Source organism: Lysinibacillus sp. NPDC097162 (assembly GCF_044762185.1).
Classification (GTDB): domain Bacteria; phylum Bacillota; class Bacilli; order Bacillales_A; family Planococcaceae; genus Lysinibacillus.
Genome location: NZ_JBIWDT010000001.1, coordinates 2351336 through 2366136 on the forward strand (window position 1 = coordinate 2351336; position 14801 = coordinate 2366136).

At 39.7% G+C, this 14801-nt stretch carries 18 protein-coding genes and 1 other annotated feature; of the genes, 2 read left to right on the forward strand and 16 right to left on the reverse strand.

The features are described from left to right. Positions 1 to 58: 58 nt before the first annotated feature. The gene (locus tag ACIQXW_RS11990) at positions 59 to 1576 is read left to right on the forward strand and encodes a putative polysaccharide biosynthesis protein (protein ID WP_401018050.1); all 1518 of its coding nucleotides are present in this window, start codon (positions 59 to 61) and stop codon (positions 1574 to 1576) included. Here ACIQXW_RS11990 and ACIQXW_RS11995 read toward each other — a convergent pair. From ACIQXW_RS11995 to ACIQXW_RS12030, 8 genes are all read right to left on the reverse strand, one after another. After that, positions 1573 to 2208: a DUF421 domain-containing protein gene (locus ACIQXW_RS11995; RefSeq protein ID WP_402762333.1), complete on the reverse strand. Its 636-nt coding sequence runs from the start codon at positions 2206 to 2208 to the stop codon at positions 1573 to 1575. The two genes, ACIQXW_RS11990 and ACIQXW_RS11995, sit on opposite strands and share 4 nt — an antisense overlap. A gap of 143 nt (positions 2209 to 2351) precedes the next feature. After that, positions 2352 to 2618, reverse strand: a complete 267-nt coding sequence (gene yajC / locus ACIQXW_RS12000; RefSeq protein WP_340826447.1) for a preprotein translocase subunit YajC — start codon at positions 2616 to 2618, stop codon at positions 2352 to 2354. Between the two features lie 147 nt (positions 2619 to 2765). Further along, complete coding sequence (tgt, locus tag ACIQXW_RS12005) at positions 2766 to 3911, reverse strand: tRNA guanosine(34) transglycosylase Tgt (protein WP_340823429.1); 1146 nt, start codon at positions 3909 to 3911, stop codon at positions 2766 to 2768. Between the two features lie 114 nt (positions 3912 to 4025). Further along, the gene (gene queA / locus ACIQXW_RS12010) at positions 4026 to 5072 is read right to left on the reverse strand and encodes a tRNA preQ1(34) S-adenosylmethionine ribosyltransferase-isomerase QueA (RefSeq protein WP_401018055.1); all 1047 of its coding nucleotides are present in this window, start codon (positions 5070 to 5072) and stop codon (positions 4026 to 4028) included. Between the two features lie 18 nt (positions 5073 to 5090). Continuing rightward, positions 5091 to 6095, reverse strand: coding sequence for a Holliday junction branch migration DNA helicase RuvB (ruvB, locus tag ACIQXW_RS12015; RefSeq protein ID WP_340823427.1), 1005 nt, complete (start codon positions 6093 to 6095; stop codon positions 5091 to 5093). An 18-nt stretch (positions 6096 to 6113) separates the two neighbouring features. Next, entirely contained in the window at positions 6114 to 6734 is a 621-nt protein-coding gene (ruvA, locus tag ACIQXW_RS12020) for a Holliday junction branch migration protein RuvA (protein WP_340823426.1), read from the reverse strand. Positions 6735 to 6846: 112 nt separating this feature from the next. Next, positions 6847 to 7644, reverse strand: a complete 798-nt coding sequence (locus ACIQXW_RS12025; RefSeq protein ID WP_401018058.1) for a phosphotransferase — start codon at positions 7642 to 7644, stop codon at positions 6847 to 6849. 70 nt (positions 7645 to 7714) lie between these two features. Then, on the reverse strand, positions 7715 to 8749 hold the full coding sequence (locus ACIQXW_RS12030; RefSeq protein WP_402762339.1) for a LysM peptidoglycan-binding domain-containing protein: 1035 nt from the start codon (positions 8747 to 8749) through the stop codon (positions 7715 to 7717). A gap of 142 nt (positions 8750 to 8891) precedes the next feature. On the opposite strand from ACIQXW_RS12030, the gene ACIQXW_RS12035 reads away from it, so the two are divergent. Beyond that, a complete protein-coding gene (locus ACIQXW_RS12035) occupies positions 8892 to 9422 on the forward strand; it encodes a transcription repressor NadR (RefSeq protein WP_402762342.1) in 531 nt (176 codons plus the stop codon). A gap of 205 nt (positions 9423 to 9627) precedes the next feature. Here ACIQXW_RS12035 and ACIQXW_RS12040 read toward each other — a convergent pair whose 3' ends face one another. From ACIQXW_RS12040 to rplU, 8 genes are all read right to left on the reverse strand, one after another. After that, positions 9628 to 10017, reverse strand: a complete 390-nt coding sequence (locus ACIQXW_RS12040) for a thiol-disulfide oxidoreductase DCC family protein (protein ID WP_402762345.1) — start codon at positions 10015 to 10017, stop codon at positions 9628 to 9630. Between the two features lie 20 nt (positions 10018 to 10037). Beyond that, positions 10038 to 10916: a prephenate dehydratase gene (gene pheA / locus ACIQXW_RS12045; RefSeq protein WP_402762348.1), complete on the reverse strand. Its 879-nt coding sequence runs from the start codon at positions 10914 to 10916 to the stop codon at positions 10038 to 10040. A gap of 366 nt (positions 10917 to 11282) precedes the next feature. Then, the gene (locus tag ACIQXW_RS12050) at positions 11283 to 11738 is read right to left on the reverse strand and encodes an ACT domain-containing protein (RefSeq protein WP_172772204.1); all 456 of its coding nucleotides are present in this window, start codon (positions 11736 to 11738) and stop codon (positions 11283 to 11285) included. 24 nt (positions 11739 to 11762) lie between these two features. Next, positions 11763 to 13052: a GTPase ObgE gene (obgE, locus tag ACIQXW_RS12055; protein ID WP_340823416.1), complete on the reverse strand. Its 1290-nt coding sequence runs from the start codon at positions 13050 to 13052 to the stop codon at positions 11763 to 11765. A 5-nt stretch (positions 13053 to 13057) separates the two neighbouring features. After that, on the reverse strand, positions 13058 to 13585 hold the full coding sequence (locus ACIQXW_RS12060) for a Spo0B domain-containing protein (protein WP_340823415.1): 528 nt from the start codon (positions 13583 to 13585) through the stop codon (positions 13058 to 13060). A 137-nt stretch (positions 13586 to 13722) separates the two neighbouring features. Next, a complete protein-coding gene (gene rpmA / locus ACIQXW_RS12065; RefSeq protein ID WP_024363181.1) occupies positions 13723 to 14022 on the reverse strand; it encodes a 50S ribosomal protein L27 in 300 nt (99 codons plus the stop codon). Next, positions 14019 to 14375, reverse strand: coding sequence for a ribosomal-processing cysteine protease Prp (locus ACIQXW_RS12070; protein ID WP_340823413.1), 357 nt, complete (start codon positions 14373 to 14375; stop codon positions 14019 to 14021). Before ACIQXW_RS12070 ends, rpmA begins: the two co-directional genes overlap by 4 nt. A 16-nt stretch (positions 14376 to 14391) precedes the next feature. Then, entirely contained in the window at positions 14392 to 14700 is a 309-nt protein-coding gene (rplU, locus tag ACIQXW_RS12075; RefSeq protein WP_010860053.1) for a 50S ribosomal protein L21, read from the reverse strand. 14 nt (positions 14701 to 14714) lie between these two features. After that, positions 14715 to 14790, reverse strand: a sequence feature (ribosomal protein L21 leader region). Positions 14791 to 14801: the final 11 nt, after the last annotated feature.

A 14801-nucleotide genomic window follows, 5' to 3' on the forward strand; every position in this document is an offset into this window, starting at 1 on the left:
AGTGTTTGCATACAAATAGTGTAAATGAATTTTTGCGGCTTGAGAAGGGACGGATGGCATGAGTTCTTTTGTAAGAGGTACACTATTTTTAATGTTTGTGATTTTCTTATCTAAACTCTTTGGCTTCTTTTATAGAATGCAGTTTATGCGTATTGCTGGTGAAGAGGCAGTCGGTATTTATATGACCGCCTATCCTGCATTTATTTTCTTCATCTCACTCATTCAACTTGGACTACCTATCGCTGTAGCAAAAATTGTAGCTGAATTACTAGCAAAAAATAAACGCGAAAGCATTTTTGGCGTGATGCGTACAGCAATCCTTTGGTCATTTATTGGTATGATTGTTTTTATGCCACTCGTTGCACTAACAATACCTTATATCTCTACTACGCTGTTACATAATGAACAAACAACCTTTACACTTTGGATTGCACTCTTCGCTGTGCCAGTTTCGGTCGGTTCAGGATTACTTCGCGCTTATTTACAGGGCGTTGCTAAAATTACACCAACTGCTTGGGCACAAATGCTTGAACAAATTGTTCGTATCGGGTTTATTACCTTCATGTTACCACTGGTTGCTGCTTATAATAATGCTTCCATAACTGCAGCTTCTGCGATGGGTATTACACTGTTAGCTGAAGTAGTTGCTTTCTTGTATTTATGGCTACATTATACGGTTTCAAAGAAAAAATTATTGCCAAGAAAAAGCAAAGTGGAGTCCTATCCTGCTTCACCTATGTTGCGGGTTGCCGTACCTTCAGCAGGAAGCAAATTATTTGGCTCTTTCACTTGGTTTTTAGAACCAATTATCTTTTTAAAGGCATTAACGATGGCAGGATTGACAGCATCTGCCGCGACTATATTATACGGAGTTATTTCAGGTGTTTTAGTACCCCTGCTATTATTCCCAGCCTTTGTATCCACAGCACTTTCAATTGTCCTTATTCCTGCTGTCAGTGATGCAGTCGCTCGTCAACATAACGCTCTTTTACAGGAACGTATATCCGTTTCTCTACGCTTATCTTCATTGGTAGGTTGCGTCGCTGCTACGTATTTTTTCGTACACGGTGATGACTTAGCAATGAAATTATTTCACTTAGAAGAAAATAGAGGCTATGTGAAAATTTTAGCACCCATTTTTTATTTTTATTATATTCAAAGTCCATTACATTCGATTTTACAAGCTGTCGGTGAAGCTCGTGCTGCAATGATGAATTCAATATACGGTGGCCTTGGCAAACTATTCGTCATGTTTGTACTGGCCTCCCAACCTGGGATACAAGAAAAAGGTGCTGTTGTAGCAATTGGCTTCGGTGTGTTACTAACATCGTTCTTGCATATCGCTACAGTTAGACAACGTAAAAATTTACGCGCAGGCTTCCGTATGTTTGTTGTACCTTATAGTTGTTTTATCGGCGTTTGTATTGCGCAATATTTCTTCATGCAAATTATGCCATTACCGTTCCTATTAAGTAGCTGTGTTACACTATTTTTACTATTTACGCTGTTATTACTGACAAACCAATTACGCTTTACAGATTTCCTTTATATACGTAAATTAGCCAAGAAGGTTTAAAATTCCTTTAATTGAATATGGAGTCGATTGTCTTCCCATATACAAAAGAACACCGTACTAGTATCCTGAATATTATTTTTAGCTAGCTCTTCCATTAACCATTCTTCATCCTTATGAATAATCAATAAGTGTCTATTTTGGATATCACCATCAATGATCAGCGGATAGATAAATGCCTTCTCATCCTTTTTGTAAACGGAAAGGTTGCCAGAAGGCTCTAAGTAAGCATAAGCAATTTCAGTAACAGAAGCGATGCCATTTTCACGTAGTTGCTGACATAGGTCATCCAAATTATAGCGTTGCTTCCGCATTTCTTTTTCTTGGATAATACCATCTTTAACGAGAACTGCTGGTTCACCGTCAACTAAATCACGTATCTTTTTATTTTTTAACGATAAATAAGCACTCAATATTTGAATAAAGAGCAAAATAATAATCGGTAAAATGGCATTAAATAAAGGATTTTCGTAATCATCAAGTGCAAAAGCAGCAACTTCCGCAATCAAAACAAACACGACTAAATCGATGACAGAAAGTTCACCTACTTCACGTTTACCCATTAAACGAAAAACAATAAGTATAAACACATATAAAAAGCACGTTCTAAAAATAATTGTTAAATATTCTTCCATACAGACACCCCCACAATATCAAGGTGACCGTATCAGTTGCTTTTTATACAAAAAAGCTGTGTCAAAAATGCGCACATTTCGACAAAGCTTTTAGAATTGCAAAGGCGTTGTCCAAAAATTATTTGGGACAACGCCTTATATTATTATACTTGGTCATTTACGACACGTCCAATTGCTTGACGGTCAAATTTAACGCGAACATTATCAGCGATAACTAAAGTGATAGCAGTGTCCTCGATTGAGTCGATCACACCATGTAAGCCACCGATTGTAATAACTTTATCACCGCGCTGTAAGCTACCTTGCATATTTTGCGTTTCTTGCTGTCTCTTTTTAGCAGGACGGATTAAAATGAACCACATCGCCACGAACATCAATATAATAGGCGCAAATCCTAAAATTGATTCCATATTCATATTGTTAGCCCCCTTTCCAAATCTCACTTTTTTAGTATAGACTATTTCACCCTAAAAAAGCGATGGACAAGCCCAAAATTTTTCTATATTATCAATAGTTTTTCTATAACAGGTAAATTTTCGCTAAGATACATTCCATTTTTAGAAGTTTTTAGCATCCGGTCCATTAAAACCGTACTTCTCGAAAAATTCTTCACGGAAATCACCAAGACGATCCTCACGAATAGCCTCACGCACTTGCTCCATTAGCTTCAGTAAAAAATGCAAGTTATGATAAGAAGTTAAACGTATACCGAATGTCTCTTCCGTACGAATTAAATGCCGAACATACGCACGAGAATAATTTTTACATGTGTAGCAATCACAGTTTGGATCGATTGGACCGAAATCACGTGCATATTTCGCATTTTTAACGACTAAACGGCCTTCAGATGTCATTAATGTACCATTACGTGCAATTCGTGTTGGTAATACACAGTCAAACATATCGATTCCTCGAATAGCGCCGTCAATAAGAGAATCTGGCGAACCAACACCCATTAAATAACGCGGCTTATTGGATGGCATTAACGGTGTCGTAAACTCTAGCACTCGGTTCATCACATCTTTAGGTTCGCCTACTGATAAGCCCCCTATTGCATAACCAGGAAAATCAAGCTCTACTAATGCTTCAGCAGAGCGACGACGTAATTCCTCGAATTCTCCACCTTGAATAATGCCGAATAGGCCTTGATCTTCTGGACGAGCATGCGCTTCTTTGCATCGCTTTGCCCAACGCGTCGTTCTGTCTACCGATTTCAGCATATAGTCATATGTTGCTGGGTAAGGTGGACATTCATCAAATGCCATCATAATGTCTGACCCTAAATCATTTTGAATTTCCATCGCCTTTTCTGGACTTAAAAATAGCTTATCACCATTTAAATGATTACGGAAATGGACACCTTCTTCTTCGATTTTACGGAATTGGCTCAGTGAAAACACTTGGAAGCCACCTGAATCCGTTAAAATCGGGCGATCCCAGTTCATAAATTTATGCAGTCCACCTGCTTCCTTCACAATATCATTGCCTGGACGAAGCCATAAGTGGTACGTATTTGAAAGAATAATGCCCGCATTCATTTCTTTTAATTCCTCAGGAGACATCGTTTTAACGGTCGCTTGAGTCCCCACAGGCATAAATGCTGGTGTTTCAAAAGAGCCATGAGGTGTATGCACGATGCCTAGTCGCGCTCCTGTTTGCTTACATGTATGAAGTAGTTCATAACGAATTGCTGGTTGTGTCATAAAATAATAAATCCTCTCTTATCTAAAGTAAAAACAGTACTCCGATTTTTTAAAATTTTTCATTTGAAAAATCAATATCAACATTCAACTGTCTTAATAGAATGTTGATAAACATTATTTACGAATTGAACTTGGACGTATAAACATAGCATCCCCGAAGCTGAAGAAGCGATATTTTTCTTCTACTGCCTGATTGTAAGCACTTAAAATCGTATCCTTCGTCGCAAGTGTACTAACGAGCATTACTAAAGTCGATTTCGGTAAATGGAAGTTTGTAATTAAACCATCCACTACAGTAAATTTATAGCCTGGATAAATGAAAATAGATGTCCAACCTTGCTCTGCACGTACTTCTCCATACTTAGAGCCAATTGTTTCGAGCGTACGAGTAGAAGTTGTACCAACAGCTATCACATTCCCACCATTTGCTTTCACTCGGTTGATCGTAGCAGCCGCTTCTTCTGTTACGCTATAAAATTCAGCATGCATTTCGTGATTTTCTATCGAGTCCACACTCACTGGACGGAATGTTCCAAGACCAACATGCAGCGTTATAAAAACAATTTCCACACCTTTTGCGCGAACTTGATCTAATAATTCTTGCGTAAAATGAAGACCTGCTGTTGGTGCTGCTGCCGAGCCGCGTTCTTTCGCATATACAGTTTGATAACGTTCACTGTCATCTAATTTTTCGCGAATATACGGGGGCAATGGCATTTCTCCAAGTTGCTCCAAAATTTCATAAAAAATACCTTCGTATTTAAATTCAAACATACGGCCACCATGGTCTAACTCAGCTGTACAAGTAGCGGTTAGTAAACCGTCGCCAAATGTCACAACGGTACCCACTTTAACACGTTTTGCTGGCTTTACAAGCGTTTCCCATTCATCAGTGCCTGCTGTTTGCTTTAAAAGCAATACTTCGATATGTGCGCCTGTTTCCTCTTTCACACCCATTAAACGTGCTGGTAATACTCTTGTATCATTTAATACAAGACAGTCACCAGCATGTAGCTCATTTAATATATGGGCAAAATGATGATGCTCGACTTTTTCTGAGCCCGGTGTCACCACCATTAAACGGCTTGCCGTACGATCGACAAGTGGCGTTTGTGCAATGAGCTCCTCTGGTAATTCAAAATCAAAATCTTCTACACGCATTGAAAAAACTTCCTTCTTTTATGTTTGTTGTGGATAATCATATCCAAAATGTTCGTAAGCAAGATGCGTTGCAACACGTCCACGCGGTGTACGTTGAATAAAGCCTATTTGCATTAAATAAGGCTCGTACACATCTTCTATCGTCACTCGTTCTTCACCTATGGAGGCAGCAAGTGTATCTAAGCCTACTGGGCCACCACGGAAGCGCTCAATCATATTGGTCACAAGTTTATGGTCAATATGGTCAAGCCCTCTAGGATCAACTTGTAAAAGTTCTAGCGCTTGCTTGGCAAGGTCCTCCGTTATCATACCATCTCCAAGCACTTGTGCATAATCTCGCACTCGTTTAAGTAAGCGGTTAGCGATACGAGGCGTACCACGTGAGCGCCTTGCCATTTCACCTGCGGCTATTTGCTCAATATCGACATCAAATAAATGCGCGCTTCTAACTACAATTTCAGCTAATGATGTATCATCATAAAATTCTAGACGTAGTAGAACACCGAATCGATCTCGGAGTGGCGCTGACAACGCTCCCGCTCTTGTAGTTGCCCCAACGAGTGTAAAAGGTGGCAAATCAAGACGGACAGAACGTGCTTCAGGGCCTTTTCCAACAACGATGTCTAAACAAAAATCCTCCATTGCTGGATAAAGTACCTCTTCAATCGCACGGGGAAGGCGATGAATTTCATCAATAAATAATACATCCCCCGGCTCCAGTGAGCTTAAAATTGCGGCTAAATCTCCTGGACGCTCAATAGCAGGGCCACTCGTCATACGAACATTAACATTCATTTCATTTGCAATAATCGCGGCTAATGTCGTCTTTCCCAATCCAGGAGGACCATATAATAGTACATGATCCAAACTTTCCTGCCGAAGCTTCGCCGCTTCAATGAAAATTTGTAAGTTCTCTTTAACCTTCTGCTGCCCAATATATTGAGCCAATCTTTGTGGTCTTAGAGATAATTCAAATTGTTCATCATAACTACCTGCTTCACTTGCTATCATGCGCTCTGACATGTACCTGCCCCCCTTTCATTATTTTAACTTCAGTAGAAGCTGTAATGCTTGCTTCATATAGGCATCTGTTGTTTCTAGCTTGTCATTATCTTCAAGAAGCGGTCGGATTTTATCGAGTTCTTTTTCTGAATAACCAAGTGCCATTAATGCTAGAATGGCTTCTTCTAATTCATGCTTATATGGATTGACGCCAAATAACGGTAACTCATCCTCAGAGCTAGGTAACTCAATAGTGTCAAGTAAAGAACCAAGTTTACCTTTCAAATCTAGAATCATTTGACGTGCTGTTTTTTTACCAACACCAGGGAATTTCACTAAAAATGCTTCGTCTTCACGTTCGATGGCACTGATTACTTGTTGTGGATTGCCTGTTGCTAAAATCGCAAGCGCCCCTTTAGGTCCAATGCCCGACACTAAAATTAATTTTCGGAACAGCTCTCGTTGGTCTAAATTAGGAAAGCCATACAACATTTGTGCATCTTCTCGAACATGTAGATGTACGTAGATTTGTTGTTCTACGGCTGACGCACGAAATGCAAATGGATTAGGTGTATTCAACTGCCAGCCAATCCCCTGTTGCTCCAAAACGATATACTCAGGCGTAATACGCACTACTTGTCCTTTTAAATAATCATACATGTAAAATCCCTCACATTCATCGTCTTCGATTATAGCATATAGCGAACGAATGCTCGACTATATAAATGGCGATAGTACCGTTCACATGCAAAAATGACCGCCTCGGAGACGGTCATTTCTTTATCACTCTATCAATATCGTACCACAGTTTCGGCCAGTATGTTAGGGCTCGCTTAGTAAACGGTATTAAATAATCTAAAAATACTAGCTGTTGTTCTAGTGGCAAATCTACAGCAAATAACCACTCTCGTAATAACTCATTAGGAAACTTTAGACGATGTAACTTTCTCTTATCTAACCGTTGAAGCTCTGGTAATTCGTTCAAAACACTATCAATATTATAATCTACTGCAGGTAACACACGATGCAGCCATAATATATATTCATCATCAGCTTCACCAAGATGTGCAAGATCAAAATCGATTAAGCGCAATTCCCCATCTGAACACCATAAGAAATTATGATGTACGACATCACCATGTAGCAATGTTATATCTTTTTCTGGCACATTTTCTTGCTCCATTAACTGCAAAGCCTTTTCACTAAAATGAATGATTTGATCCACTTCTTCTCTCGTTAAAAATGCTCTAAATTCATTTCGTCTGCTTTTAAAACGCATATGACGCATCTGCCATTTTAAAAGCTGTGAGAAGGTATACAAACCTGGCACTCGTTGCCACGCAATTTTTTGATTTGTATCATGCAGTGTGTTTAATAACTTTAAAGATTGTTCTCTATCTTTTTTATGTGCAAAATTCGCACTGTGGCTTCCCTCTTGCCACATTTGAACGATAAGTTGCTCATCATCACTTTTTACTAGAGGCAGGACGAGGGAGGGCTCTATTCGTCCAAGTTGACGATGAATTGCCCTCACCTTATCTGCTATTTCTAACTGCTTTGCTCGTTTCACAAAATAATGATTTGATCGATATTTATACTTCCAAATGTTCGGTTTTACTTCCTCAACAATGAATGCCTTTTTACCATCGATAAGGCGTCATCCCGCCTGGGAAAAAGTTCGGTGAAACCCATGGTCCAGGTGAAGGACATGGTGGCGGGCATGGCGGTGGGCAGTTATGGTCAAATTGCCAATTAGGCATCATTACCGGCTGAGAACCACATCCACAGGATTGACCCATTCCATGTTGTGCACCACATCCGCAAGATTGACCCATTCCATGCTGTGAACCACATCCGCAAGGTTGATTCATCGGCATCATCGGCATCATTGGCATCTGCTCAAATTGAGGCTGCATTTGCGGCTCATTAAAGAATGGTGATGAGCTCGATTCTAAGAAATTCGCACCTTCTACATATGTTGGCATTGGTTGTTGCGGCATAGCAAATGGCATTTGTTGCTGTGGCATTGTATATGCCTCTACTTGTGGATGCATTGGCATATGCCACCACATTTGATGATGCATTGGCTGATGACAGCTAGAGCAATGAGGTACCATTGGCATATGTGGTACCATATGAACCGGCGGCGGTGCTGGTGCTGGCGGTGGTGGCGGTGGTGGTGGCGGCGGTGCTGGCTGTGCTACTGGTGGTGGTGGTGCTGGTTGTTGCACTTGCGGCATTACTAATTGTTGATTCCAGCTAAGTTCTACTGGCTGTGGCACCCACATCGGTTGCTGTTGTTGTGGCATCGGCATTGGCATTGGAAACGGTATTGGAATCATCTGTGGTTCTGGCATCGGCATCGGTGCTGGTGGTTGAATAACAATAGGTGGTGGTACCGGCATCGGTCTTTGCACCTCTTTTTTAACACTTTCCTTTGGCTTTGTTTGAGTTGGCATCTCTTTATGCACTTGTGTTTCTTTATGTGTTTCCTTATGTGATCCTTTATGTGGCTCCATGTTTATTTTTTCAGGCAAAATAATTTCCATGCCCGGAACAATATAATCAGGGTTGGCAAGATGGGCATTGAGTCGCTTTAAATCCTCAAACGAAATACCGTACTCTTTCGCAATCTTCCACAACGTATCTCCCTTTTGAACAATATGAATACGCAATTTTTTCCTCCCTTCCTCTCTACGTATCATATGTTCAATGTTTCATTTGGATACAAAAAATTACGCATGGTGGAAATGCTTCATGGTACACTAATGCTTAAGGAATAACACTTCCTTTATTACATGGCAGAGGTGATCTTTTATGAAAAAAATGTTAGGCGAGGAACGCCGACTGCAACTTTTAGAACTGCTAAAAAAAAGCAACACACCTATTACTGGGACAGACTTCGCTAAATTTGCAAACGTTTCTAGACAGGTCATTGTTAACGATATGACATTATTAAAGGCTAGAAATGAACCTATCATTGCAACAAGCCAAGGTTATATTTATATGCACCAAGAGCAACTCAGTCAAACTGTTGAACGGACAATCCCATGTTTCCACAAACCCGAAGACGCTAAAGATGAATTGTTAACAATTGTAGACTGTGGTGGAACCGTTAAAAATGTAATTGTCGAGCATCCCATTTACGGAGAGCTTACCGCTTCGTTCATGGTCTCCAATCGTCATGAAGTTGAAAAATTTGTACAACGTGTTAACGACACACAAGCAAGCTACTTATCTGCACTTACAGGCGGCACTCATCTTCATGTTATTTCAGCACCTTCCGTTGAAATTTTAGACTTAATTGAGCAATCATTGCAAAAAAAGGGCTATCTCGTTTCAGATTAATAAGGTATGGCGACGGACGAAAATTAGAGCCGAGAGCTAGCTCATAGATGTTCTTGTGCATAATACAAGGCTTTCTATAACGAACGTAAAAAAATCCACTTCGGTTTCCGCGGGCACGATGTAAGCCGCAGAAATCTTCGTGGATTTTTACTCGGTTAGGAATAAAATTTTCAAAATTTTAAAAATTGTTTATGTGCCTGGCACCTTAAAGAAAACGTTGTCGTTGTGAGGGTGTTGGTAATAGACATGCTTGCTTTTTACCGAAAAGACGATAACGATTTTTTGCAAAAAGTTTATATGCTGTATTTCGTATACATTGTGGTATAACAATTAGCACGTAGCAAGCAGGCCATAAGCCATCTAAACGTCGACTAATTTTAAGCGCTGCTGTTGATTCAAAATAAATATTATCTTGTTCAATGTAAATCACACTATCGATATTTGCTGGTACTTTGTATTGCGCAAGAAGCGCTTGGCCAACCTCACTTTGAATCGAAGCAAACTTAAAAAACGCAGCTTGATCGCGTTTGATTATAAATTGCACACTGCTATTACAGAAATTACAAATTCCATCAAACAATATTATACCACCCATTTTTGACACCCCTAAACCTGTTAGTCTTCGTCAGATGTTAAATACGTAAAGTATGTACCAAGGGATTTCACTTGGCAGCCAAGTGCCGCTAGCTCCTCCATAGCCCCCCGCATCATTGGTTGTTTTTCATCTGCTAACACATCAATCATAAAGAAATAATCCCCAAGACCTGTTTTTAATGGACGTGATTCAATTTTACTTAAATTTAATTGTCGCCACGCAAAGACGGAAAGAACTTGGTGTAAAGCACCTGAACGATCTGTCGGTAACGTAATCATGAAGGTTGTTTTCGCTTGCCCTTCTGATAATTCCTGGGGTAGACGTTTATTTTGCTTGGATAACACAAAGAAACGAGTATGATTAAAATGAAAATCATGTATATTATCTTGCACGATTTCTAGTCCGTATTTCGCTGCTGCGGCTGCATTACCTACTGCTGCAATACATTCATCTGGATTTTCGGAAACAAATTTAGCTGCGGCCGCTGTTGATGTTGTTTGATGTAAAGGCACATCACTGAAGCGATAAAATAAATATTTATGACATTGTGCTAAAGCATGCGGATGTGAATATACTCCTTTGATCGATTCCCAATTGTCCTTTTGCGCCTTATTGACCATTAAATGTTGTTGAATTTTTAATTGTAGCTCACCTGTCACATAAAGCGTTGCCTCATGGAATAAATAATCGAGCGTCAATGGTACTGAGCCCTCTAATGCATTTTCTAATGGTACAACCGCTAAATCAACCTTGCCCTCCGCTACTGCCTCAATGCATTCAGGTATCGTTGTACATGGTACAAGGCTATCAGTTGGGAAGATAGATTTTGTTGCTAAATATGTAAATGATGCTTCCGGTCCTAAATATGCAATTCGTTTCTCCCACTGTCGCTCTGTCATCAAAATGACCTCCTTCTACAATTCATAGTATCTTAAACATTTTTAATGTTTGGAAAACTCTTTATAAAAAGAAAAGGCTATGTTACATAGCCTCCCCTAAAAAGAGTAAATGTGAAAATATGTACTGCTTTTGCTAGCTGTTAAGATAAAATTGCTTATATCAAATGCAGTTATTACACACTATGTTTGGGTATTTTAAAAAAATTTCGCAGTATTTCGCAGGATAGCGACTTAAGCGAAACCTCACAGAGGCTATTTTTAGCTTCAGAGAGGCTTGCTCATCGCATGCGGAAAGGGAGCGAAATTTTGTATCAACAGCTACCAGCATTAACTAATAAAAGGCAAGGGGCTTTTTCAAATAGCCCCTTACAATGCACCAGAACTAATTACCTCAGCAGATTCAACAAAATCTAATCGTTTTAGCTGCTGGATTAAGTCATCAAGTTCAGAAGTCATACTCGTCACATCTAATGACAATGTCACATTAGCACGTCCTTGAATTGGTATAGTTTGATGGATTGTTAGTACATTACAATGTGAATTTGTCACAGTTTCTAATAACTTAGCCAACGTTCCTTTTCGATCTTGAAGCTGTAAAAAGACAGTTAAAATGCGCTCCTGTACAATAGAGTGAAAAGGAAATACAGCATCACGATATTTGTAAAACGCACTGCGCGATAAATCCACTTGCTTAACCGCATCCCAGATGGAGGATACTGAACCACTTGAAAGTAATTGCTTCGCCTCCAATGTTTTTTGCATAGCATCCGTCAATACATCTTCACGAACTAAATAATATCGCTGATTCGCAACATTCTTCATACGCTTCCCCCTAAAACTCCTGTCTTAATCTATAAATTCGAACTCAAACTCTTGCAGACGAACTGTATCACCATTTTGAGCACCACGCTCACGCAATGCCTCGTCCACGCCCATACCGCGCAATTGGCGTGCGAAACGGCGAATACCATCTTCACGACTAAAGTCTGTCATTTTAAATAGACGTTCAATCGAGTAGCCACTAATGATAAATGTACCGTCATCATCACGTGTAATCTCGAAATCATCACCTTGTGATTGATGCTTGTACATCACCGTTGCGTCTGATTGCTCCTCTACATCTTCAAATAGAGGGAACTCAGGCGTTACTTCAAGTAAATCTGCTATAGCAAATAATAATTCTTTTAAGCCTTGTCGTGAAACTGCTGAGATTGGGAAGATTTGTACATCTTCGCCTACCTTTTTGCGGAATTCCACTAAGTTTTCTTCTGCTTCTGGCATATCCATTTTATTTGCTACAATAATTTGAGGACGCTCTGTTAAACGCAGATTATATTGCTTTAACTCCTCGTTAATTGTTAAATAGTCTTCGTACGGGTCACGGCCTTCCATTCCTGACATATCGATAACATGCACAATTACACGTGTACGTTCGATATGACGTAAAAATTGATGTCCTAACCCTACGCCTTCATGTGCACCTTCAATTAGCCCAGGTAAATCTGCCATTGCAAAGCTTCGGTGATCATCTGTTTCAATCATTCCTAAATTCGGCACGATTGTCGTAAAATGATAAGCACCAATCTTTGGTTTTGCTGCAGAAACAACAGATAATAGTGTTGATTTTCCTACACTTGGGAAACCAACTAAACCAACATCTGCTAATACTTTTAACTCTAATATAACATTTAATTCTTGTCCTGGCTCGCCTTTTTCAGAAAGCTCAGGCGCAGGATTAGCCGGGGTTGCAAAGCGGGAATTCCCACGTCCACCTCGACCTGATTTAGCGATAATCGCTTGTTGACCATGCTCAACTAAATCTGCGATGACTTCTCCTGTTTCCTCATTCATCACAACTGTACCTGGTGGCACTTTGACAATTAAATCTTCAGCGCGTTTTCCGTGCATCCCTTTACTCATCCCGTGTTCACCACGATCTGCTTTAAAGTGGCGTTTATAACGGAAATCCATTAACGTACGTAAGCCTTCTTCTACTTCAAAGACAACGTTACCTCCGTGACCGCCATCTCCACCAGCTGGACCACCATTTGGTACATATTTTTCACGGCGAAATGCTACCATTCCATCGCCGCCATCGCCACCTTTTACATATATCTTTACGTGATCGACAAACATTTATTTCACTCCCTATTTGCACTCAACACATATTGCCAGCACGTATTTGTCTGCACAATTGTTTGAATGTCGAATTGTTTCAAACCTCTTTCGGTGAATGCGTCTGCACTCCACAGTCCATTTAGCGTAAACGCCAAAACAAATGTATGATCGTCAACACGTACATCAAGCGTTAAGCTCTGCTCCGTAAATGGATCTAATGTATCATAAACATGCATAACTGTTTTGTTTAAATACTCTACAACATCCTTGTCAATATTATTAGTGACTGGTTTTTTGATCTCACCATTAAGCTCCAGCGGTAAAGATGGATAGCGCCATCCTGCTGTTTGTAGCCACTCCATTGTTTGTGGTAATTGTAGACGACTCATGATAGACAATACTCGTAGCTGTTCCGAATAATGTTGAATAAGTTCTTTTGATTCATCAATTCTACCTAAATCTAAATTCATGCGAATAAGTTGAAGTTGATTCACATAATCATGATTTGCAAAACGTAATACCTCACTAATGGTTAGTGATTGATTGTTCATCCCATTCACTCCAATAAAGTTATCTTAACTAGTATAACAAGTTTTGATGTATTTTTCCCTTAATTCTTCATTGAAATTTAGCCAAAAAAAGGACTGCAATAAATGCAGTCCTCCGCTTTATGTCTACTTTATTAAAATTAAGCTTCTTGTGTAGCTGGGTATACAGATACTTGTTTGCGATCGCGACCTAAGCGTTCGAATTTAACAACGCCATCAACTTTAGCAAATAGCGTATCATCACCACCACGACCTACGTTTGTACCTGGGTAAATTTTTGTACCGCGTTGACGGTAAAGAATAGAACCACCAGTTACAAATTGGCCATCAGCACGTTTAGCGCCAAGACGTTTAGACTCAGAGTCACGTCCGTTTTTTGTAGAACCTACCCCTTTTTTCGATGCGAAAAGTTGAAGGTCTAATGCTAATAACAATTTCATTCTGTTCCACCTCCTACTTGGTTGTAGTTGATTTGGATATATTGTCCGTAATTTTGCACCATAGAATACACTTGAGCAGTCATTACTTGGACAATTAATTGTAGTTTTGTATCAATTTCAGGTTCTAAATCTGTTGGTAAGGATACCTTAAGAAAGCCTCCACCTTCAGCCGCTTGTTCAACTTCTGGTTGTAATTGTAGTAATGCATAAATCGCATTCACCGTACCAATGGCAATGGTAGATGCGCCTGCACATACTAAATCTTTACCAGATTCGTCGTACTCAGCATGTCCTGAAAATTCAAATGCAGACACATGTCTGTTTTCATCATGATGTATCGTAACTTTTATCAAATGTTACACCTCACAATTAAGCATTGATTGATTCAACAACTAATTTTGTATAAGGTTGACGGTGACCTTGTTTACGACGGTAGTTCTTTTTAGCTTTCAATTTGAAAACAACGATTTTCTTTTGACGGCCTTCTTTAACAGCTTTAGCTGTTACTGTAGCGCCTTCTACGAATGGAGCTCCAACTTTTACGTTTTCGCCACCTACGAATAGAACTTTATCGAAAGTTACAACCTCGTCAGCTTCTACGCCTAATTTCTCAACATAGATTTCTTGACCAGCTTCTACTTTGATTTGTTTACCACCAGTTTCAATAATTGCGTACATTTTACTGCACCTCCTCTTAGACTCAGACTCGCCTGTATATGAAGGTGATCCAAAGATACTTGAACCTTCCCAGAGCGGTTGTAGTAGCACGGGTGCTACAA